This is a genomic window from Chitinophaga sp. 180180018-3, from assembly GCF_037893185.1.
In the GTDB taxonomy this organism is placed as follows: Bacteria; Bacteroidota; Bacteroidia; order Chitinophagales; family Chitinophagaceae; genus Chitinophaga.
In genome coordinates, this window is record NZ_CP140772.1 from 2,445,281 (window position 1) to 2,468,724 (window position 23,444).

A 23,444-nucleotide genomic window follows, 5' to 3' on the forward strand; every position below is an offset into this window, starting at 1 on the left:
ATCGAATAATGTGTGTTTCATTGGCGTTTTAATGTATTTTTATATTAAAACAATCATATGAATTCCCGGATCTTTTTCCTTCTTGTTTTTCTCTCCGCAGGACTCCGCCTTTCAGCACAGAAAGAGTTGCTCAATGTTGAAAATATAATTAAAAGAGAAATGGATGAAAGACGAATTCCGGGATTACAGGTTGCTGTAGTGCAAAAGGGAGCAATCGTTTTGAATAAATCATATGGAATAGCAAATATTCAGGATAATGTTGCAGTTACTAATCAATCAATTTTTGCGATCAATTCATGTACGAAAGTCTTTACTGCTGTCGCAATAATGCAATTGGTGGAAGAAGGGAAAATAGATTTATCGGCTCCCGCTTCAACGTACCTGGATAGTTTGCCCGATAACTGGAAATCCGTCACAATAACACAAATGCTGACACATACTTCAGGTTTCCCTGACCTGCTAAAAATCCTGGATCCATTTGTTGGCAGTTTAGGCAGTTTGAAAAATGAGGAGGCCATTTGGGAAAAATTAAAAACTATTCCTATGGATTTCAAACCCGGTGAAAAATTCAGCTATAATCAAACCAATGGATATTTGTTAGGAAAAATAATCGACAAATTATATGGCAAGCCATTCGCACAGATGTTTTTAGAAAAGCAGTTCCAACCGGTAGGTATGTCTAATACACTTTTCGGAGATTCCCGCGATGTCATTCCGCATTTTGCACCTACGTACAGCTACAGGCAAAATATGGACGGACGGAAGCTAAATGATTTCAAACTTGTCAATAATTATTATGAATTTCCTTATTTCCGCAGAACCGCTTCGGGCTTGAATACAACCGCAGAGGATATGGCAAATTGGATAATAGCTTTACAAAAGGGGAGATTGATAAAATCAAAAAGTCTTATCAATAAGATGTGGACGCCATCAGTTTTTAACGACGGTAATCCCACGCCCTGGGCATTGGGCTGGGGAATGAATAAATTCAGGGTAAATCATCGCGCCGTTGGTATGTCGGGCGGCGGACGGGCAGCATTTTTGATTTATCCCGAAGATGATTTAGCGGTAATAGTCTGGACGAACCTCGGAGGAGCATTCCCGGAGGATTTTTTGGAAGAACTGGCAGGCGTTTATAACGCCGGAATAATTAATGCGGATCCTCTTACCTTCCTGAGAATTAACCTTCGAAAGGTCGGCTTTGAAAAAGCAATTGAAATAACAGAGAAAGAAAAAAAAGTCAATCCACAATTTATTCCTAATGAATTTGAAATAAATGAATGGGCTTATCGAATGATGTCGAAAAACCAGCTTAAAGAAGCCCTGGAAATTTTCAAATTAAATGTACACTTGTTTCCACAAAGCTGGAATGCTTATGATAGTTACGGAGAAGCCCTATTGAAAAGCGATAGAAAAGCGGAAGCGATAGCCATGTATAAAAAGTCAGTAGCGCTAAATCCTGCAAACGACAACGGGAAAAAAGTATTAGAAACTTTACTGAAATAGATGAAGAATATACTATCAAAACAAGGCCGGATAGAATCATTTGCTAAAGTTTGTAACTTTATTAATTATCTGTTTAGTTTAATTTAAAGATTTAAATGACCCATTACTACGACACTCTTTTTGAATACGTGTCTCAAATAATTGAAATGCCCGAGCATGATAAAAATCAATGCCGGCGTACTTTCAAGCCGTTGCGGGTTCCGGCGAATACATTACTTGATGTGGCAGGGAAAATACCGCAGTATAACAATTTTATTGTTTCGGGTTATATGCGCAAATATTACGTAAATGACAAAGAAGAGGAAATAACAGTTGATCTGAACGATGGCCCCAGATTTTTCACCTCCTACTTTCATTTCGTGCAACAGACTGTTTCCAACGAATACCTTCATTGTATTACAGATTGCGAGTTGCTCCGGATTTCCAAATCAGATGCTGACTCGACCGCCGAAACAAGCTTTACGCAAAAGGACTATACGATAAAACTGTTTAATCAGGTACAGGAAGAATATAGAGAAAGAATTAACGACCTTGCAAATCTTACGGCAGAACAGCGTTATTTAAAATTTATACATAATACGCCCAACATCATTAAAAATGTTCCACTTAAATACATCGCATCCTACCTCGGTATAAAGCCGGAAAGCCTGAGCAGAATCAGAAGGGACATTTCTTAACAAATGTCAATTCCGTACGAACGAAAGGGCTGCTACCTTTGTTGCATATCCCGGTTGTATGCAGGAAAATAACATGGCACTTTCAGGAAGAACATTGCGCCTGACCACAAAATTTTGGTTTATCATCTTTTTAATGGGCCAACTAATATTTGCCTGGTACATTTTTATGCTGTACTGGAAATCCGCTGCTTTGGGCGAATTTGAAAAATGGAATTCGGCGACTCCCCATCTATATATAAAAGGCCAGGCTATCAGAAATATAGTTTTTGGGCTACATGCGGCAATAGCTGGTATCATTAGTGTTATTGGCCCTTTGCAGCTTGTTCCGCAAATACGTAAATATGCGCCTGCATATCATAGAATTAGTGGGCGGTTATATGTTATTGTTGCTTTTCTCATCAGCATTGACGGAATTTATCTTACATGGCGAAAAGGCGCTGTTGGTGATTTTCCGGCCCATGTAGTGATTAGCATTAATGCGTTTATCATAATGATTTGTGGATATTTTACCATTCGGTATGCCATCAAAAGGAACCTGAAAGCACACAATCAATGGGCAGTACATCTGCTTTTGGCGATGAGCGGAGTTTGGCTTTTCCGGGTATTCCTGATGCTTTGGCTTATCATCAACGGTGGCCCTGTTGGATTTGACCCGGACACATTCAGCGGGCCATTCTTAAATGTGCTGGCTGTTTTAGTTTATATCTTTCCTCAGGCGCTTGTTGCTTATTATTTTAAAGCCCGCAATTCGAATACCCGGCTACCGAAAGTATTTTTTTCTATTCTTATTACCTTGATTACAATTGGAATGACCGTAGGTATTATAGCTGCCACACTAGGTATGTGGTTGCCGAGATTGAACTGATAAAGGGAAAGAACTCCGGCTGACTTTTTCTTAATTCCTTAGTTTGGGCCAGCAGCCCAAACCCTGCAATTAGCGCCATTTTTTTACAAATTCAGCAATCGCTTCCCCAATTTCAGCGGGACTGTCTTCCTGTAAAAAATGCTTTCCTTTTACTGTTATCTCTGTTTGATTGGGCCAGGGTATTTCTATTGCCGGAGGGAAGGCCGCAGCCATTTGATGCCACAACACCTGGCAACTGCCTGCCGGCCAAATATAAGCTCTCTCCCAGGGAACTGGATATTATCAGACTTATCAAAGAAGGGAAATCTACCAAACAGATTGCCGTCGTATTGGAACTAAGTATTTATACGGTAGAAACCCATCATAAAAACATCAACCGGAAATTAAATGTACAAAGTACTGCCGAATTGATTTCAGTAGTGAATAATCTCCGAAGTTAAATATGAAATCTGCGGCAGTGGCGCAAAAGGAGTATGAATGGCATTATTCATGTCCGGCCCCCCTTATTTTGCCGTATTTCAAATTAAATTGTATTTTTGACCTGGTTTTTCAGTATGTTATTTGCATTTGAAATGATACATTTCGTATAAATGCAGCTTAGTATAATTAATTGAGTTTAGTCGTCCCGACAATAAAGAGAAAAGGCTTATGAAGATAAAAATTCGTAAGCCTTTTTTCTTTTTATCAGGCAAGAAGCAAGAAAATTTATGGAGCAAAGTGTGAAAGTGATTTTTTCTGTTTTATTGATGTTCAGCAGCTTTTTGGGAGTGGCGCAAACTCCAAAGAACGCAGCTAAAGAAGAACAAAAAACTATTTATTTTTTCAGCGGTATCGGTGCAGATTCAACCATATTCAGGAACCTGAAACTTCCGGGTTACCGCAAGGTCTATATCTCCTGGATCCCCGCTTTGCCAAATGAATCATTAACACAGTACGCAGGCAGGATAAAAAGTCAGATCACGGTCGAAAATCCGTACATCATCGGACTCTCTTTTGGAGGTATAGTGGCTGTAGAGGTATCTAAGCAGATATGGGTGAAAAAAATGGTGCTGATCTCTTCAGTCAGAACAAAGGATGAATTGAACAAAAGGCAGTACTTTTTTATGAGATTGGGACTATATCGAATCATTCCCGGTTCATTGCTAAGACGCACCAATTTTCTCACTTATCGCTATTTTGGCGCCCGGACTGAAACTGATAAAAAAGCATTAACTAAATTACTACAAGGCACAGATGTTACTTTTTTTCGTTGGGCCCTGAAAAGCATTGCTTATTGGGATAATAAAGTAGCGCCTGAGAGAACGATTCAAATACATGGAACGGTCGACAGGGTGATAGCCAGCAGGTTTGTACATCCGGATTACCGCATTAAGGGAGGAGGGCATATCATGGTTTTTAACAGGGCGGATACGATTAGTAAAATTATCAGGAATTATTTTCGGGAGTAGGGGGCTATCTATAATTCAAAGTTGATGAATTCTTTTCTCATTCAATATACCCGGGATGAGAAAAAATGTGCAGGAAGTGAGAATTCTTCAATTGATAAAAAAGTACCGGTTTTACACCTGCCCTGGACCGGCCGTCACCACATGGTGAAGTATACGATACCTAAGAGATACCTAAGAGATAGCACATTAAGTACACTGCAATAATTTGTAAATCATATAGTTGTAAATATCTGAAAATACGCTATATGATCCACGGCACGGCATTTTTGATAGTATTTTCACCTTATTTGCCGGAGAGTAAGATATTTAGTCCTGACATAGCTATACAATTGAAGAAAATAATCCTGATTTTGTTTCACAACATGCCCGCTGGTATCTCACCTGAAATGCAACACCTTCTTCTCATCAATATACGAATCCACACCTGCCAGCATCTTCAGATCCCCCTGGAAAACAGCAATCGGCTGGTTGCGATCCAACACCCCCACAAACTTCTTATCGCCCGTACCCGGATTGTCAATCACTACCTGCATACCAAACCAGCGTGGTATCACTGCACAGATATCGGATAGCTTCATTTCGTCGAAATAAAACAATCCTTTCTGCCAGCTCAACGTTTGCCGTTCATCAAAGCTTTGCACTACTACCGCTTTGCCGTTCGTATAAACTGCTTCCTTACCCGGTGTTAAACTGCGCTCGCCAGCCGGATTTTGCAGGTGTACACTGCCTTCCAGTAATGATACCTTTTCAGTATTGGTGCTATAGGTGTTGACGTTAAACGCTGTACCCAATACCTGTACCGTAGTTTTAGGCAGATGTACAATGAATGGCTTATCCGGATCTTTTGCAATTTTCATATAGGCTTCACCGTTAATCGTTATCTCCCGCGTATTACCGGTAAAGGTCAACGGAAACCGCAGCTCTGTTGCTGAATTCATCCAAATTTCCGAACCATCATCCAGCCGGATTTTGTAATCCAGCCCAACCGGTACGGTAAGAATATTGATACCGGCAGGAGAAGCGTTTTTAACGGTGTTATAAGTAAGGGTATTTCCGCTGTTACTCAGGGTAGCGCCTCCCTTATTGATATTCCCCTGCTGCAGGGAAAGATTAACGGTACTGCCGTCGGCCAGCTGCAATGCAATACCGGGCTTACCAACGTTACCTGCAGCCTGTTTTTTCCCCTGCTGTAATGAGTGCCAGAACAGGGTCGTACCGGCAATTGCGCATACGATAACAGCTGCTGCCGAATATCTTTTGAGTATAGTTAGTTTTCTTTGTCTGTTTGGAAGTGCAAATGTTTTCGTTTGTTCGAAAGTAAGCGCTGTCGCATCCGGCTGCCGGAAGCGGGCCGCCAGGTCGTCCCAATATCCCGGCGCATCTGCTTCACTGAATCCGGTGGCTACTTTTTCAGCCGGTAGCCGTTGTGCCATTTCTTCGTAAGCAGTGGCTACACCCGGATCACGCTGCAGCAACAACTCCAGCTCAACGGATTCTCTTTCGTCGAGCGTATTACTGAGCTTGCCCAGCAACAGATATTCATGATAAGGTGTTAAATGCGTCATATCCTGTTTAAAAGCCTTTATTAAATTCCTGTGTTCCTTAATGTAACTCTTAGTTCTTTGAGTGCCCTGTCCATATGACTACTGACGGTCGACTTGCTGATACCTAACTGCTCTGCTATCTGCAAGTGAGATAAATGTTCCAGGTAATGTAATCTGAATACTTTCCCTGCCATAGGCGGCAACAGGCTGATGGCCTGATCAATCTCCCTTTCCAGCTCTCTGTGCTCGATAACATGAGTAGCCGCAACTGCTACCGGTAACGGCATCGACTGTGCCTTCTTTAACAACGATGCCTGCGCCCTGTTGTACTTGAGTGCCTTGTTGCGTATGGCAAATATCAGGTAGCCTTCGAGCGACTGCTTAATATGCTCATAACGCCTGTTTTCCCAAAAGTCAATAAAGAAATCCTGCACAATATCTTTTGAAACTGCATCATCAGCTGTAATAGAATAGGCCAGTACAAACAGTCTTTTGCGTGATCTGCTGTATAGGATGTTGAATGCATCCAGGTCATGCTGTTGCAACCGTTGCAGTAAATTTGTATAATCAAATAACGCTGGCGTCATTACGACTCTATTATGGTGGTAATAGCAAGGAAATCGTCTCTACCTATGTCAAACATACGTAAAACCTGTTCACTAAGATAATTTATGAAATTTAAAAAAAAAATAACCTGGTGACTAGTGATACGATTTTGTTTTTGGGTCTTATATCTGAAACCTGTTAATTGCCCACGTGGCCGTCGATGTATGTAAACCAAAGCAGGTTGTACTTAAAACCAGGATTGTTATGTATTATAGTAACGCGCCCTAATAAGGGCGTAGCCAAAATCTTGTCCCTGATACAATTAAAAAGGGGATTATTCTCAGGTAATTAGTATTGATATTCCAAACGAGTGCCAATTATGCAAAGAAAGGGTATTGTAAATGCCATTATGAAATTGACGACAGTTAGTATTTCGATTCTTTTGTGCTCTGTTCAATTACTGCTGGCCACTTCCGCTTATTCACAACAGTATGAAGACCGGAAAATTTCGCTGGATTTCTCCAAAGCTTCTCTTAAAACAATTTTGAATGCTATCGAGAAGAAAGCTGATGTAGTTATCATGTTTGAAGCTACTGATGCCATTAAAAAAGAAAAAGCCAGTATCGCGGTCACTGGCGCTACCGTGTCGGCTGTGCTGAACCAACTGCTGCATCCGCGGGGCTTACAATGGGACATACGTGGTAATATCATACGGTTGTACAGCGCAAAGAAAGCAGATCAGCGTGCTACAGAACCATCGCCTGCGCAGAGCAGCAGTAATAGTTCGGTGAGCACAGACCGGATCTCGGGCCGGGTTACGGATAGTACCGGCCTGCCTTTGGTAGGTGTGAACGTCCGTATAAAGGGAATGAGTAAAGGAACAATCACTGATGGTCAGGGCAACTTCCGGCTGGAAGTGCCCGGAGATGCAACACTGGTGTTCTCCTATGTAGGATATCATGAACAGGAAGTAACCATCAATGGAAAGCAAACCATCAATATAACCCTGGTGCCGTCTACCGGTGGATTGAACGAGGTGGTAGTAGTAGGTTATGGTACCCAGAAGAAGGCAGATGTAACCGGATCTGTGGCTACGATAAACGCCGATAACCTGGCCAAAGTGCCGGTGTCGTCGGTGACCAATGCGCTGGTCGGCAAGCTGCCCGGACTCGTGGCTATACAGTCGAGCGGCCAACCCGGCATGGATGCTTCCAGCCTGAATGTACGCGGATTCGGCAATGCCCTGATCATTGTAGACGGCGTGGAATCCAACTTCAGAAACATAGATGCAAGCGAGATAGAAAGTGTATCTATCCTGAAAGACGGCGCTGCTTCTATCTATGGAGCCAGAGCCGGTAACGGGGTTATTCTTGTTACCACTAAAAGAGGCGTGGAAGGAAAGCCTACCGTTTCATTCAACGGAACGGCTACTTTACAACGGCCTACTTACTTCCAGAAAATGCTCTCTTCCGGCGAATATACCACGCTGGCATCTGAAACCTATCTGCAGTCGGGCCAGCCGGCTAACGCGGTCCCCTACACGCAGGAGCAGATAAAAAAATATTACGAAGCTAAGGAGCCAGGTTATTATAATACCGACTGGTCTAAACAAATACTGAGGAGCTGGGCGCCTATGCAGAATTACAATCTCTCTGTACGCGGCGGGAATAAAAATATCAGGTACTATACCTTCCTGGGCACCATGCAACAGGGCTCCTTCTGGAAAAAGAACGGTGGCGATTATAAACGCTACAACTTTCAGACAAATGTAGACGCTAACATTCTCGATAACCTCACCGTTGGCGTTACAGTGTCTAATATCATCGACAATATCAATTCAACCAACCGGCCGCAAAATGGCGGAGGATATCTTTTCGCAGACTTATACAACAACAAGCCGATGTACCCGGCCAGCCTGCCGGATCCCACCAAGATCCCTTTCTCAGGCTCTGCTACAGGTGGCGCGCTGGTACAATCCAACAGGGAACTGGGTGGCTATTCCGATGACCACTTCCAGACATTCACGCAAAGTGTAAACATCAACTACAACTTCAAAAAATTAAAAGGACTTTCTTTAAAAGCATTCGGGAACTATACCAGGATAAATGATAATCAAAAATCATACGCCAGGCCGGTAGATCTGTGGACATATAATGTCGATACAAAACAATATTCGCTGGCTGCACAATATAATTCCAATACACAGCTTAATCAGCAGAAATCAGAGACTACTACGCTAACAGGACAGTTTTCTATCAATTATAACAATACTTTCAATAGTGTGCACACTATCAGCGCTATGGCGTTGTATGAAGCCTATTCATATTCCTATGATTATATTTCTGCCGGGAGAGCGAATTTTACTTTCCCTTCTCTGGATCAGATGTTTGCGGGAGATGTTAATACGGAAAGCAACAACGGAGGCGCCAGTCAAACCGGAAGATCCAGTTATGTTGGCCGTATAAATTATGGCTACGCCAACAAATACCTGGCTCAGTTTATTCTACGTGCCGATGCTTCTGCCAAATTCCCGCCGGGCTCCAGGTGGGGCTATTTCCCCAGTGCCTCTCTGGGCTGGCGCATGGGACAGGAAAACTTCCTGAAGCACGTGTATAACCTGGATGAGCTGAAACTCCGCGCCAGCTACGGTGCTTCCGGATATGATGGCGTGGGCGACTTCCAGTACCTTTCCGGATATGGACCTACACTGATGCCGGCTCTTTTCGGCGGTGTACCGGTAATGGGTATTGCATCACTGGGCATGCCCAATCCTAACCTGTCGTGGGAAAGAATATCTATCTACAATGCGGGCATTGAATACTCTTTTTTCAAACGCAAACTGTATGGCGAGCTCGATGTATTCTATCGCAAGCGAAATGGTATTCCGGCAAGAAGAACTACCAGCCTTCCATCTACTTTCGGCGCCGATCTGCCATTGGAAAACCTCAATAGTATGAGCAACCGGGGTTTTGAACTGAGTGTGGGAACGTCGGGTAAAAGTGGCGACTGGAAATGGGATGTAAGCGGTAATATCTCCTGGCAACGCGCTAAATGGGGCCATGTGGAAGAAGTGGACTATACCGATCCCGATTCCAAAAGAATCAATCAGCTCTCAGGCCAGTGGGTCGACCGTACTTTTGGATATAAGTCAGCCGGATTGTTCACCAGCCAGGATCAGATCGATCACCTGGGTATACAATATCCCGGCAACCCTGTACTGCATCCCGGAGATGTAAAGTATGTAGACGTGAATAAAGATGGCATACTGGATTGGAAAGACCAGGTAGAAATTGGTAAAGGACAGATCCCGGAGTATATGGCAGGCCTCAATATCAATGTAACGTATAAGGATTTCGACTTATCCGCACTTATCCAGGGGGCATTTGGTTATTACAAGAATGTAAATCTTGGCGCCTACACAAAAACCTATTTCGATAACCGGTGGACGGAAGCAAATAATAATCCCAATGCACTGATCCCGCGACTGGGCGGCGCCGGCACCAATGGTTTGCTTTCTGACCGGAACTTTATCAAAGCAGACTATGCAAGACTGAAAAGTATTGCCCTCGGCTATAATTTGCCAAAGTCAGTAATACAAACGATAGGTTTCCAGCATGCAAGGGTATACGTGGGTGCTACCAACATTTTTACCTTGTCGAAACTGAACAAATATGATGTTGACCCGGAATCGCCGTTCTCGGTGCAGGATGGCCAGCCAACTACGTCTTATTATCCGCAGCAGAAGACAATCATGCTGGGTGTAAATATCTCATTATAAAATCGAATTGGATGAACCGGATTATTCTATTTTTTATCTCGGCATTAGCTATACTTTCTTCCTGCCAGAAATCATTACTGGACAAGCAGCCTTTAGACAGGATAGCCGACAATACCGTATGGAATGATGTTAAAAGTATAGATGCAAATCTTGCCGGGTGTTACAGCATGATGAGCGTTTTTGAGAATGAAACCCCGGATAAATATGTAAGTATCAGGCCTGGCGTTGGCTGGACAACAGAAGCACAGGTGGGTGCTACACTCATCAACAACATCACCGATGAAGCTACCTGGGGAATGTATCCCAACTGGTTCAATTTCAGATCCAGTGGCGTAACCATCAATGGCGGCCTGTTGGAATGGTGGGACAATGCCTATATTATCCTTCGTCAGCTGAACGATTTTATAGAACGGGTACCTAAATCTCCTATCGATGCTGATAGCAAAAAACGGATGGTAGCAGAAGCCCGTTTCCTGCGGGCATTCAATTACTTCTCGATGGTAAAGCGTTACGGCGGTGTGCCGATTATTACGAAGGTACAATCGCTCACTGATCCTAAGGATGAACTGTATCCGAAACGCAATTCAGAAAAAGAAGTATACGATTTTGTGATCAATGAAATGAACGAGGCTTATAAAGATCTTCCCGCCACGCCTGTTTCGGGCCGTGCCTCAAAGTATGCCGCATTGGCATTGCTGTCGCGCGCTGCCTTGTATGCCGGAAGTATCGCAGAATATGGTACCATACAGCTGAATGGGTTGCTGGGTATTCCTGCCTCCGAAGCCCAGGGATATTATCAGAAATGTTATGATGCATCGAAGATCATTATGAGCGATGGGGTTTGCGGATTGTATACTGCCGATGCTGATAAAGTGAAAAATTTCAGGAATATTTTCCTGGTGAAAAACAACCCGGAAGCCATATTCATTGTGGCACACAATGGTAAAGACATGATCTTTTCCGGTGGTAATGGCTGGTACTACGATTTTATGCAGGGGCCTATGCCCAATGCCTGGTATAACGGTAACCAGAATATGCCTTATTTGTCGTTTATCGCTTCTACTTTTGAGAAGACCGATGGCACAGCGCCAGATTTGTCCACCGCCACATTAACCGGTAAGCTTTGGGGCGATGATGAGTTATGGGCTGGTATGGAGCCACGTTTTTTTGCCACGATCTACACCAATGGTACGCCCTGGAAGGGATCTCCGATCGACTGGCATGCCGCTTTAAAAGTGAATGGGCAATATTATACCGATCCCCATGGTGCTTATCAGGGCACGCCGTATCTCGGTTTGCAGGCGCAAAAGCTGGGTGGTTATACCAGTTTCGGGGTATTGAAATACCTGGATGAGAATCACAACAACATGGTATATGATTTCGCTTCCAGCCAGGACTGGATTGTATTCCGGTTCGGAGAAGTATTGCTGAACTATGCTGAAGCAGCCTTTAAACTGAATAAGCCTGCCGACGCGCTGGATGCAGTTAACCGCATACGCGCAAGGGCAGGAGTGGCTCCCCGGGGAGCTATTACCTTTGAGCTGATTCAGAAAGAACGCAAAGTGGAGCTGGCCTATGAAGGAGAACGGTATTGGGATCTCCGCCGCTGGCGCATCGCCACTTCCGTACTCACCAAACGTGAAACAGGGTTGAGATATATCCGCGACTATGCTTCCGGCAAGCTGGAGCTGCAGGTACTGCCATTTGCTGATGGTGGAGCCAATGTGAAACCGGTGTTTGAACCGTACAACTATTATCTGCCCATCACCAAGGCAAGAACACAGCAGAACCCTAACCTGGTAGAGAATCCCGGCTATAATTAATCTTTATCCATAAGTTATACAAATGAAGAAAGTTTATATACTGACCCTGGCGCTGTGGTCCGGAATGATGCTACCGGCGCTGGGGCAGCATGTGTCTGCAGGATACGATGGCACGCCGGAGAAAATAACTTCAAAAGGCGATATTCCAAGGCTGGCATGGTATAGCGTGCCAGCCGGCGAAACAACCTTACAGCGATACCGGGAACTTAAAGATGCCGGCATTACCGTCAACTTCTCCTTTTTTTCTACTATGAAGGATGCAGAAAAGTCGCTGGACGTAGCACAACAGGCGGGCATTAAAGTAGTGCTTTCCTGCCCTGAGCTGAAAACCAATCCGGAAGCTACAGTGAAGAAGTTCATGAATCATCCGGCCCTTGCCGGCTATTTCTTAAAGGATGAGCCTTCACGCGTTGAGTTTGCAGAACTGGCCAAATGGGCCGCCAGCATACAGGCGGTAGATAACCGGCACTACTGCTACCTGAATACACTTCCCATTTATGCAGAGAACTGGCAGTTCGAAACAGGTAAGGAAGAAGATGCAGCGGTGAAAACCACCTATAGGCAATATCTTACTTCTTTCATCAAAGAAGTGCCCATGCCCTTCATTAGCTATGATGCCTATTGCATTATCGGCGATAGTTTGCGTGCGAACTACTACGAAAACCTCGAGATTGTAGCAGAGGAAACCCGGAATGCTCACAAAAATTTCTGGGCATTCGGCCTCACGACTGCATCTTCTGTTCCCGTGAATTATCCGCCGCCAACCCTGGCAGAACTGCGTTTTCAGATCTATAGCATATTGGCTTATGGCGCGCAGGGAGTGCAATATTTCACATACTGGACGCCCAGCCCCGATGAAAATAACCCCTGGGATTTCCACAAAGGTCCCATCGGCCTGGATGGCAAACGTACCGTGATATACGACCGGCTCAGGCAAATGAACGAAGAGGTGAAGAATTTATCAGGCGTGTTTTATGGCGGTAAAGTACTTGCTGTCAGACATGTTGGCGAATCAGTTCCTAAGGGTACAAAACGGTTGCAGAAGCTGCCGCCCGGATTCAGGGTACTGGATACGCATGGAGCAGGCGCGCTGGTGTCTGCAATCGAAAACGGCGACCATATTTTTGTGGTGATCGTGAACCGGAGCTTTAAGAAAAGTATGGAGCTGACTGTATTTGGAGACGATAACCTGAAAAAAGTACTGAAAGACGGAACCGTGGTTCCTGCCAATGTATACACGCCTACTATGGAAGTTGATCCCGGTGATGCGGCTATTTATAGGATGCCGGCACGATGACACACAAATATTATTAATAAACTAACGCAGAATATGAAATCATTTTTAGTGATCATTGCTTTTTTCATGGTTATGATGGCCTGTAAAAAAAGTGATCAGTCTCCTTTGGATACCGCGCCCAAGCCTCCTGAGTGGGCAACGTCGGGTTCAGATACCGCTAATATCCTGATTGGAGTTTTTTTTCCTCCGCTATGGGCCTACGTAAATGATCAGCAATTCCAGCGGCTTGGAGGATCCGGGGTAGATATGCTGCAATATGTGATTACCTATACAGAAAGTCAGAATCTTACTATACTCGACAAATGTGCGGCTAATCATATGAAGGCAATCATTTTTGATGGAAGGGTGTATGGATCTGATAACGATATTGCCGCAATGGTTAAAACATATAGTAGTCACCCTGGCCTGGGAGGATATTACATTAAAGACGAGCCAGCCCCCGATACCCTGAATTGGGCGGCCAGGATATACAGGAAAATTCTTTCCTACGATACTGTCCATATTCCCCACGTAAATCTTTCGCCCAGTATTGCGAGCTATTTTGCAGGGATGAACTATGAAACAGATTATATGACCCGTTGGATCAATAGTGTGGGGAGCCGGGGCCTGAAATACCTGTCCACGGATTTTTATCCGTTTCTCGCAAGCGGAACTATTGATAACAGATATTATTCCGAATTAGACAGGCTAAGGCGGGTGGCGCTGGCTAATTCCAATATAAAAACTTCTGCTTACCTGCAGTCGGTCGGAATTGCCGGGGTTTACCGCAGGCCTAATGCCAATGAGCTTACTTATAATGTGTATTCTATGCTGGCATATGGAATCAAACATCCGGTATGGTTCACCTATTTCACGCCCACTCATGCGGAAGATCCTACTGCAACATTTACAAACGCGATTATAACGCCTGCGGGAGATACCACCGACCTGTTTAATCCATTCGTAAAACTAAACAGCGAGATGAAGAACCTGGGAAACAGGCTGGCAAAATTAGCCGTGTACGATGTTTATCATACAGGGCCCAGTACCCCCGACGGTGTGGAAACGCTGCCAGGCAACTATTTCCTGCAACCTGTTAACGGGAATAACGATCTGATTCTTACCCGCTGTAAAAACTGGTATGAAGGAAAAGGGAGGAATTATACCATGATCGTAAATAAATCACTCAGGCAAAGCAAAAGCATCACTTTTAACGTGGCAGGAGAAGTTACCTATGTAGGAGAAATTTCCAAAACGAATGGCGCAGAGAACAAGGTAACCATTACAAACAGGCAGGTCACCCTGGACTTTGCTCCCGGAGAAGGCCGCCTGCTCTGCTTCAATCTGTAGTTAAAACATGCTCAGGACGCTACTTCCACTATTTAGGTACATATATCAATGATCACCCACTAAATAATCCTGAAATATGAGACAGTCTTTAACAATTCTTGCCATTTGCATTATTACCATGGCCTGCCAAAAAAACAACCTGTCGCCGCTGGAGAAAAAAACAGCAGCAACAGTAGCAGGCACCAATGCATCACAGTTGTCAATGTTGAGTTTGGATACCTCTAATATTTTGATCGGCGTTTATTGGCCGCCTACCTGGGACTATGTGAATGATTTGCAGTTCCAGCGGCTCGGCCGGACAGGGGTAGACATGCTGCAATATGTGATTACCTATACGGAAAGTCAGAATCTTACCATATTAGGTAAATGTTCTTCCAATAACCTGAGGGCGATTATTTTTGATGGAAGGGTGTATGGGTCTGATACTGATATCGCCGGAATGGTGAATGCCTATAGCGCCAACCCCGGGCTGGGTGGCTATTATATCAAAGACGAGCCTGCACCGGATACGCTGAACTGGGCTGCAAGAATTTACAATAAAATCTTGTCTTATGACGCCGTTCATATCCCGCACGTGAATCTGCTACCAAGTATCTCTAGCTATTTTACCAGCATCAATTACGAAACGGATTATATGCAAAAGTGGATCAATCTGGTGGGTAGCACCAACCTGAAGTACCTGTCTACCGACATTTATCCCTTTATGGCTAATGGTACTTTTGATAACAGGTATTATACAGAACTGGACCGGCTAAGACGTGTGGCACTGGCAAACTCCAATATAAAAACTTCTGCCTACCTGCAATCGGTAGGGATTGCCGGAGTTTACAGGCGTCCTAATGCCAACGAGCTTACCTATAATGTGTACTCCATGCTGGCGTATGGCATTAAATACCCGGCCTGGTTTACTTATTTCACTCCACCGAATGATCCTAACGAAACATTTACCAACGCAATTATAACGCCCACAGGAGATACCACCGATCTGTTCAACCCGTTTGTAAAATTAAACAAAGAGATGAAAGCGCTGGGAAACAGATTGGCAAAATTAGCCGTGTATGATGTATATCACACCGGGCCTAATACACCAACTGGCGTAGAAACGCTTCCATCCAATTATTTTATTCAACCTTCAAATAGTACCAACGATCTGATACTTGCACAATGCAAAAACTGGTATGAAGGAACCGGAAGGAATTATACGATGATCGTGAATAAATCATTAACGCAAAGCAAGACTATTACCTTTAATATTGCCGGATGGATTACCTATATGGGTGAGATTTCCAAAACGAATGGAACAGAAAGCCAGGTACCGACTCCAAATTATCAGGTTACACTAACTTTCGCTCCCGGAGAAGGCCGCCTGTTCTGCTTTAACCCGTATTAAACTTTATATGAATAATTGGAAGAAATATAGCCTGGTCTTGATATTTAGCTCAGGTGTGAGTATCGGTAGCGGGCAAGGGCAGCGTGCCATGAATGCTGTTAGTGGCGACGTGGTGGTACCATGGACAGCCTCATGGATTGGAGACGCCCTGGAGCAGCCCGCTACCGATTCTTTAATGTATGCCGACGATCCGGCGCCTGTATTCCGGAAAGAGTTCACTATAAAAGGTCCGTTGAAATCTGCTACACTGTGTATCACAGCGGCAGGCTATTACAGCGCAGCCATCAACGGAAAACTGCTGGATAAGAATTACCTCGATCCGGCGTGGACGGATTACCGGAAAAGAATTTACTATACGGATTATGATATCAGCAACCTGGTGTTAAAGGGAGATAATTACATCAACGTTACATTGGGGAATGGATTCTATAACCCGCTGCCACTGGCGTTCTGGGGCCATCTTAATATCAGGGATGCACTTCCGGTTGGCCGGCCTGTGTTTACGGCAAAGATAAAACTGGTGTATAAAAACGGGCAAACAAGTGAGATCATCACCGACCGCTCCTGGAAATATGCTTACGGCCCTGTCAGGCGCAATAACGTTTATCTTGGGGAAGTGTATGATGCCCGCCGAGAGTTGAAGAACACTACTATGGCCGATTTTACAATGCCGGCTGTAATAAAGCAAGGGCCGGGTGGCCGGCTGCAGCCGGCTTTTTTTCCGCCCGTACAGGCTCTTGATATAAAGCATCCACTGCACATTACAGAACCGGTAAAAGGCCGGTATGTAGTGGATATGGGAGAGAACTTTGCAGGAACCTTCCGCATCAGGTTGCATGGCCGAACAGGCGATACCGTAAGGTTTTGCTTCGGTGAACGGATATACGAAAACGGGCGGGTGAACCCAATGACAGCGGTAGCAGGACAGATAAAGAAGAAAGGGATTGGTGGCCCGGGCGCACCGGCACTGGCGGCACAGGAAGGAATGTATATTTTTGGAAAGGATACCATAGCTGAATATACTCCCTCGTTTTCGTTTGCCGTTTACCGTTATATGGAGATAACAGGGCTGCGGGAGGCGCCTGATAAGCATAACATACAGGGGATTGCCCTAAGTACCAATGTACTCAACGGCAACAATTTTGCTACCTCTGGCGATTTGATTAATTCCATTCAGCAGATGATCCGGCGCACATTCCTGAGTAATCTGATGAGTGTACAATCCGATTGCCCCGGTCGTGAAAAATTCCCTTATGGTGGCGATCTGCAGGCTACTGATGAAGCATTTATCTGCAACTTCAATATGCAGGCATTCTACCGTAAGGTGCTCTACGATTGGGTAGACGCTACATCCGATTCAGTATTTATTGATTCCGCGCCTTATGTGGGGCTCAAATATTGCGGCCTGAATTTCGAAGCGGCTATATTTGATCTGCAGCAGAACCTTTACCAGTACTATGGAGATACCGCTATCATTCGTAAGCTGTATAACTTCGACCTGCAATGGATGGAGAAGGCAAACCGCCTGCATCCTTCCGGCATCGTTGATAAAGGACTGGCCGATCATGAGGCACTGGTGAATGTGCCGGTGCAGCTGCTGGGTACCTGTGCTTATCTGAAAGTAGCAGGGATCATGAAAGGCTTTTCGGCAATGATGCACGACCCGGCAAATGAACAGCGGTTTGCTGCCCTGGAAGAGAAGATAAGAAAGGGTTTGGGAGACATGTACTGGAACGGAAATGCAGGCAGGCAAACCATAGAGGAGCAGTCGCGGGAAGCATCTATGACCTATATCAGGAGCCTGCCGGAGGAAGAACGAAAAAAGGCCACGGAAGAATTGCTGAAAGCGGGAAATGTATTTAATAAGCAGACGTTTTATGCGCTGTTACTGTCGGCAGGAGTGATCCCCGAAAAGGAGCAGCCCGCCGCAATAGATTCGCTGCTCAGGGCCCTGGAGGATGCGCCATCCGGCCATTTTACCACAGGCATCTTCGGAACAAAATGTATCCTGGAGGTATTATCGCAACACGGTTATGCCGATCGGGTATTCGATATTGTGAATAGTACCGCATTTCCCGGCTGGGGCTTTATGATCAGCAGGGGAGCTACCACTCAATGGGAAACCTGGAAAGAAAGCGATAATATTTACTCCAACTGTCATCCTATGTTTGGCTCCGTTTCGGCCTGGTTTTATCGCTGGCTGGCGGGGATACGGCCACTGTCGCCAGGGTTCCGGAAATTCATCATCAACCCGGCATTACCGGAGCATCTTTCTTCTATGAAATGTAGTTATCAGTCGCCTTATGGAATAATAAATGTGAGCTGGCACAAACAGCATGAAGGATTTGTTTTCAACGTAACAATACCAAAGGAATGTGTGGCTACATTGCGCCTGCCCGTAAAAGGACGCAGGATCAGAGTGGCAAGGGGCAACAGCAATGCTTTCTATACACCCGCTGTAAACAACAATGACAATTCATTTGATCTTACTACCGGACAATATTTAATCGTGGCAGAGTAAATACGCTGCTATCGGAATAAAAAGAACATAAAGCTATGTATTGTTATTGTTTGCTGCTATCTTGTATACAAAGGATATTTCCTGTTATCAGCCAATCAGTACTATAACCCTGAACAGATATGCACCAATATAATATTAAAAACATCGGACTGCTTATATTGTTATTGATCTCTACTATCAATACCGGCGCGCAGCTACGGCTGAACGGAACGATATGGGATGCAAAGGAACTGTATGATGTACCGCGGTACACGGCAACGGCCATTGACTCAGCAAAGGAAATTGTTTTTGAGAGTGCTATGTACAAAGGGCAGAAAAAGAAAGTATTCGCCTACTATGCTACACCGGGTATCCTGCACGGTAATCCGGCAGAGGATAAAAACCTGCCAGCGGTGGTATTGGTACATGGCGGTGGTGGCAAAGCTTTCAGGGAGTGGGCCGTTAAATGGGCAGAGAAGGGCTATGCCGCTATTGCTATGGATCTGCGCGGCAATGGAGCTGATCGTAAACAGCTCCCCGGTGGGTTTGAAGAAATTAACGGTGTAACACCCGTGTACGATATGAGCCCGCCGCTAACGGAACAGTATTTATACCAGGCGGTGGCGGATGTCATCCTCTCACATAACCTGCTGCTGAGCTTTCCGGAGGTCGATAAGAACCGCACTGCCCTTACAGGAATCAGTTGGGGAGGCGTTATCTCCTGCATTGCTGCCGGGCTGGATAATCGTTATAAAGCCGTTGTACCCGTGTATGGGTGCGGTTTTTTGGAATGGAGCGGGTTTATTGGTGTCGGCATACGACAACTACCACAAGAGGGAAAACAACGATGGATAAACCAGTATGATCCGCTGAACTATATTGCCGGCGCAAACATGCCAATGTTGTTTATCAATGGTACTAACGATCGTGCATTCTACCTTTCCAGCTATATAAAAACTTATCAGCTTGTCAGAAAAGGAAACATCAGTGTAAAAGTAAGAATGGAACATAGTCATAAAGATGGATGGAATAATGATGAGATATATGCTTTTGTTGATAGTTATCTGAAGGGCGCGCGCCCCTTTCCATTTATTTCGCATGTCAGCAAAGGAAAAAAGGCTGTTAACGCACGTATTGGCAATAATTACAACATCGATAAGGGGTACCTTCATTATACCACAGATACAACGGTTGTAGAGGATAAAAGGCAATGGCTGTCTATGCCTGCCCGCATCAATGGGAATCGCATACAAGCTCCGCTGCCTCCCGCGAATGCTGTATTATGGTATATCCAGGTAGAAAATAAAGAAGGTGTACTGGCTTCCTCCTGTCCGCGGCAGTAACCCTGATCAGGCCCGCGTATTTGATTAAGCGCCCGGTTAATCTTATCTTTGCGCCTTGCAAATCCGTTAACCTGATATTGATGAAGCAGCAATTTGAATTTTCAAAACTGAAGCAAGAAACCATATCATCTAAAGTTCACCCGGATCGCCTGTTTTTTGCGATGCTGGATCTTTGCGACGACAGGTACCTGAGATCCGTGATGCGTTATCCCGATGAATTCTTTTGGGCAATTCCCGACGGTATTTATTGTATAGCTCAGCAGAAGCTGGCTGTTAAAGGTGGCAGAAGAACTTTTGCCGGAGAAATGGTATATGCTACAAAAGAGAATCTGGCCGATTTTGTAAAAGAAGCGCTGGAGGATGACGAACTCAGTGATTTATTAATAGCGCTCAGATTTGATACGGCACCTCCGTTTGTAGGGTATATTAGCGGGGGAGGTTATTGCCATTTGTATGTGAATGTTGACCTGCCCCGGTAGTTATATTCTGCCAATCGTCCCCACGCTACAACCAATCCACCAAATCTCCCGACCGATGGTCCGATTTTGTCGTTAAACGGTCGTTATGGTTGTCTTCAACCAGCCTTAACCGTTGAGAACGCGGGAGGCCTTGCCCATGGCTGATTTTAGTTTCTTCATTTTCCCATTTTCTTCCCCAATGACCGTCTGACAGAAACCCCACCATCGCTTTAATAATCTTCTTATATTTATATCTTTAGGATTCAAACTGTCGTCAAAAGAGTAGTTGAGATGGTAAATTATGCGAATCATTTAACGAAGACAAAAAGAAGACGAGTAACCCATAAATTCCATATGTTGGGCGCCCTTCTTTTCATTTTCTTTTCCATCGCTACTCAAACAGTCTGCGGCCAGCGCGCAGGAGATAGCTCCGCTTCCTTGTCGCTCCGGCAATGTATCGACTACGCCCTGCAACATCAGCCTGCCTTACAGCAATCGTTGATAAGAACAAACATCGTTAAAGCTTCCAATGCTATCAGCCTGTCGGGATGGTACCCGCAGGTAGGCGTTACCGCTAACCTAAATCACTATCTGCAACGCCCGACTACGCTCTCCAACATAAACGGCGTGGAAACGCCCATTAAAACAAGTGTTATCAATACTTCCACTCCGGGTGTAGGAGTAACCCAGGCTATTTTTACGCCCAGCCTGGTGTATGCAGCCAAAGCAGCGCCGCTCAACCTGAAAGCGGCCGAGCAGGGGATCGATAGCACGAAGATTGAACTGGTAGCCAATATCAGTAAATCGTTTTATAGCCTGCTGCTTACCCTGCAGCAGATCGATGTGCTGAAAGAAGATACGGCGCGGCTGGGAGAAAGTATGCGCACCGCCTATCACCAGTATGTAGGTGGTATTGTGGATGAGACTGATTACGAGCAGGCCACTATTACGCTCAATACCTCCATGGTACAGCTGAAGCAGGCCAGCGAAAGCATCTGGCCTCAATACGCTGTGTTGAAGCAACTGATGGGCTATCCGTCGGCACAACAATTCAATGTCAGCTACGATAGTACGGAGATGGTGAAGAATATTGAAATTGATACAACCGAACAACTGCAATACGAAAAACGGATAGAGCTGAAGCAACTCACGGTACAAAAGGATCTGCAGCATAGGCTCACAGATTATTATAAGAAGTATTCCTTTCTTCCTACATTATCCGCCTTCTATAATTATAACGGCGCTTTTCAGAACAACGATTTCGCTAAGCTGTATAACACCGCCTATCCGAATTCAATGATCGGGCTAACTTTAAGTTTGCCGGTCTTTACAGGCCTGGCCCGCATTCATAACCTGCGCCGTTCCTCACTCCAGGAACAAATGCTCAGCTGGAGTGAAGTAAGTCTGAAATCGGTTATCTATTCAGAATACGCTACTGCTTTGTCGAACTACAGAAGTAATATATACAACATGCGCCAGATGAAAGACAACGTGGACCTGGCTAAACGCGTATATTTTGTAGTAGACCTGCAATACAAACAGGGAATTGTTCCGTACCTGAATGTTATTACAGCGGAGACAAATCTCAGAACATCAGCGCTCACTTATCTGAATGCCCTGTTCCAGGTACTTTCCAGCAAGATCGACTGGCAAAAGGCCATGGGAGAGATTCCGTATTAAAACTATTTCAGCAAAAAGTAAAACCTGCTCTATGGGTAGAGTAATATCAAGTATCGCTTTTTTCAGCTGCATGGCGCTGTTCTCGTGCCAGCAAAAACCGCCTGCTGCACTGCCTCCCACGCCGGTGAATTTATATACCGTAGAAAGCAGGCAGGTACAGTATTACGATAAATATCCCTCTACTACACAGGCGTTAAACCAGGTGAATATCGTACCCACCAACGTTCAGGGCTATGTTACAGGAATCTTTGCTGCCGATGGAAGCCAGGTGCATAAAGGACAATTGCTGTATGAAATCGATAAAAGAATTTATCAGTCGGCCTACGATCAGGCACAGGCCAATCTGAAAGTGGCGGAAGCCAATGAAGTACAACAGCAGCAGGATGCAGACCGCTATGTATATCTCAATAAATACAATGCCGTTGCCAAACAGGCATACGATCATGCGGTCATTGCGCTGGAAACCGCTAAAAGCCAGACGAAAGCCGCGCAACAGGCACTGAAAACAGCACAAACGAATCTGAACTTTGCCAGTATCTATGCACCGTTCGATGGTACTATTGGTATCAGCGCGGTAAGGCTGGGGAACGTAGTGGTAGGAGGACAAACGATCTTAAACACCATCTCTACCAACGACCCGATGGCAGTTGATTTCCTGGTCAATGAAAAACAGCTGCTTGTTTTTGAGCGGTTTAAGAACGATGGTAAGTCCATGCCCGATTCTTTATTTACCATGCAATTGCCGGATAACTCACTCTATCCTTACCCCGGAAAGATCTCCGTGATCGATCGTGCAGTAGACCCGCAAACCGGTACGATCCGGGTAAGGCTCATTTTTCCCAACAAACAGAACCTGTTGAAAGTAGGTATGAGCTGCGTGGTGCGGGTACGCAACCAGGAAACCACCCCGCAGATAGTGGTGCCGGGCAAAGCCGTGGTGGAGCAGATGGGCGAGTATTTCGTGTATGTGGCGAAAGATACCGTGCTACAGCAAAAGGAAAATACAGAGAAAAGTAGTCCTGATAAGGATGCGGACAATAAAACGCCCCGGCTGCACGCCATCCAGAAGAAAGTAAAACTGGGCCAGACCATCGGCGCCAACGTGATTGTATTGTCCGGTGTGAGTGATGGAGAACACATCATCGTCGATGGTATACAATCTATTCATGATGGTTCGCTTATTTCATTGGGAAGTAAAAAAACTAAAGCAGGGAACGATAGTACTCAACAAGGTAAATAGCTTAAAGACGCAGGCAGCTC

Annotated in this window: 17 protein-coding genes; 15 read left to right on the forward strand and 2 right to left on the reverse strand. The window is 45.0% G+C overall.

All coding sequences use genetic code 11. The features are described 5' to 3' along the window. Positions 1–57: 57 nt before the first annotated feature. The 5 genes from UNH61_RS09845 to UNH61_RS09865 all read left to right on the forward strand — a co-directional run bounded on the left by UNH61_RS09845 (position 58) and on the right by UNH61_RS09865 (position 4,496). Positions 58–1,506, forward strand: coding sequence for a serine hydrolase (locus tag UNH61_RS09845; RefSeq protein ID WP_326991923.1), 1,449 nt, complete (start codon positions 58–60; stop codon positions 1,504–1,506). A 146-nt stretch (positions 1,507–1,652) separates the two neighbouring features. Continuing rightward, positions 1,653–2,183 (forward strand): Crp/Fnr family transcriptional regulator, encoded by a 531-nt coding sequence (locus UNH61_RS09850; RefSeq protein ID WP_326991924.1) that lies wholly within the window; start codon positions 1,653–1,655, stop codon positions 2,181–2,183. 58 nt (positions 2,184–2,241) lie between these two features. Further along, positions 2,242–3,048, forward strand: coding sequence for a DUF2306 domain-containing protein (locus tag UNH61_RS09855; protein ID WP_326991925.1), 807 nt, complete (start codon positions 2,242–2,244; stop codon positions 3,046–3,048). A 188-nt stretch (positions 3,049–3,236) separates the two neighbouring features. Then, entirely contained in the window at positions 3,237–3,488 is a 252-nt protein-coding gene (locus UNH61_RS09860; RefSeq protein WP_326991926.1) for a helix-turn-helix transcriptional regulator, read from the forward strand. A gap of 279 nt (positions 3,489–3,767) precedes the next feature. Further along, a complete protein-coding gene (locus UNH61_RS09865) occupies positions 3,768–4,496 on the forward strand; it encodes an alpha/beta hydrolase (protein WP_326991927.1) in 729 nt (242 codons plus the stop codon). A 377-nt stretch (positions 4,497–4,873) separates the two neighbouring features. On the opposite strand, the gene UNH61_RS09870 is transcribed toward UNH61_RS09865, so the two are convergent. Together UNH61_RS09870 and UNH61_RS09875 are read right to left on the reverse strand one after the other, a co-directional pair. Further along, a complete protein-coding gene (locus UNH61_RS09870) occupies positions 4,874–6,061 on the reverse strand; it encodes a FecR domain-containing protein (protein ID WP_326991928.1) in 1,188 nt (395 codons plus the stop codon). 20 nt (positions 6,062–6,081) lie between these two features. Beyond that, entirely contained in the window at positions 6,082–6,627 is a 546-nt protein-coding gene (locus UNH61_RS09875; RefSeq protein ID WP_326991929.1) for a sigma-70 family RNA polymerase sigma factor, read from the reverse strand. Positions 6,628–6,965: 338 nt separating this feature from the next. Between UNH61_RS09875 and UNH61_RS09880 the strand changes: the two genes are divergently transcribed. The 10 genes from UNH61_RS09880 (at position 6,966) to UNH61_RS09925 (ending at position 23,424) form a co-directional block, all read left to right on the forward strand. Further along, a complete protein-coding gene (locus UNH61_RS09880) occupies positions 6,966–10,364 on the forward strand; it encodes a TonB-dependent receptor (RefSeq protein ID WP_326991930.1) in 3,399 nt (1,132 codons plus the stop codon). Between the two features lie 11 nt (positions 10,365–10,375). Then, complete coding sequence (locus UNH61_RS09885; RefSeq protein WP_326991931.1) at positions 10,376–12,187, forward strand: RagB/SusD family nutrient uptake outer membrane protein; 1,812 nt, start codon at positions 10,376–10,378, stop codon at positions 12,185–12,187. 22 nt (positions 12,188–12,209) lie between these two features. Then, complete coding sequence (locus UNH61_RS09890) at positions 12,210–13,484, forward strand: hypothetical protein (RefSeq protein ID WP_326991932.1); 1,275 nt, start codon at positions 12,210–12,212, stop codon at positions 13,482–13,484. A 33-nt stretch (positions 13,485–13,517) separates the two neighbouring features. Continuing rightward, positions 13,518–14,813 carry a hypothetical protein gene (locus UNH61_RS09895; protein WP_326991933.1) on the forward strand — a complete coding sequence of 432 codons (1,296 nt, stop codon included), beginning with the start codon at positions 13,518–13,520 and terminating at the stop codon, positions 14,811–14,813. Positions 14,814–14,889: 76 nt separating this feature from the next. Beyond that, the gene (locus UNH61_RS09900; protein ID WP_326991934.1) at positions 14,890–16,203 is read left to right on the forward strand and encodes a hypothetical protein; all 1,314 of its coding nucleotides are present in this window, start codon (positions 14,890–14,892) and stop codon (positions 16,201–16,203) included. Between the two features lie 7 nt (positions 16,204–16,210). After that, positions 16,211–18,724 carry a family 78 glycoside hydrolase catalytic domain gene (locus UNH61_RS09905; RefSeq protein WP_326991935.1) on the forward strand — a complete coding sequence of 838 codons (2,514 nt, stop codon included), beginning with the start codon at positions 16,211–16,213 and terminating at the stop codon, positions 18,722–18,724. Positions 18,725–18,843: 119 nt separating this feature from the next. After that, positions 18,844–20,046: an alpha/beta fold hydrolase gene (locus tag UNH61_RS09910; protein WP_326991936.1), complete on the forward strand. Its 1,203-nt coding sequence runs from the start codon at positions 18,844–18,846 to the stop codon at positions 20,044–20,046. Positions 20,047–20,126: 80 nt separating this feature from the next. Continuing rightward, a complete protein-coding gene (locus tag UNH61_RS09915) occupies positions 20,127–20,525 on the forward strand; it encodes a hypothetical protein (protein WP_326991937.1) in 399 nt (132 codons plus the stop codon). A 333-nt stretch (positions 20,526–20,858) separates the two neighbouring features. After that, entirely contained in the window at positions 20,859–22,184 is a 1,326-nt protein-coding gene (locus UNH61_RS09920; RefSeq protein ID WP_326991938.1) for a TolC family protein, read from the forward strand. A 31-nt stretch (positions 22,185–22,215) separates the two neighbouring features. Continuing rightward, entirely contained in the window at positions 22,216–23,424 is a 1,209-nt protein-coding gene (locus tag UNH61_RS09925) for an efflux RND transporter periplasmic adaptor subunit (RefSeq protein ID WP_326991939.1), read from the forward strand. Positions 23,425–23,444: the final 20 nt, after the last annotated feature.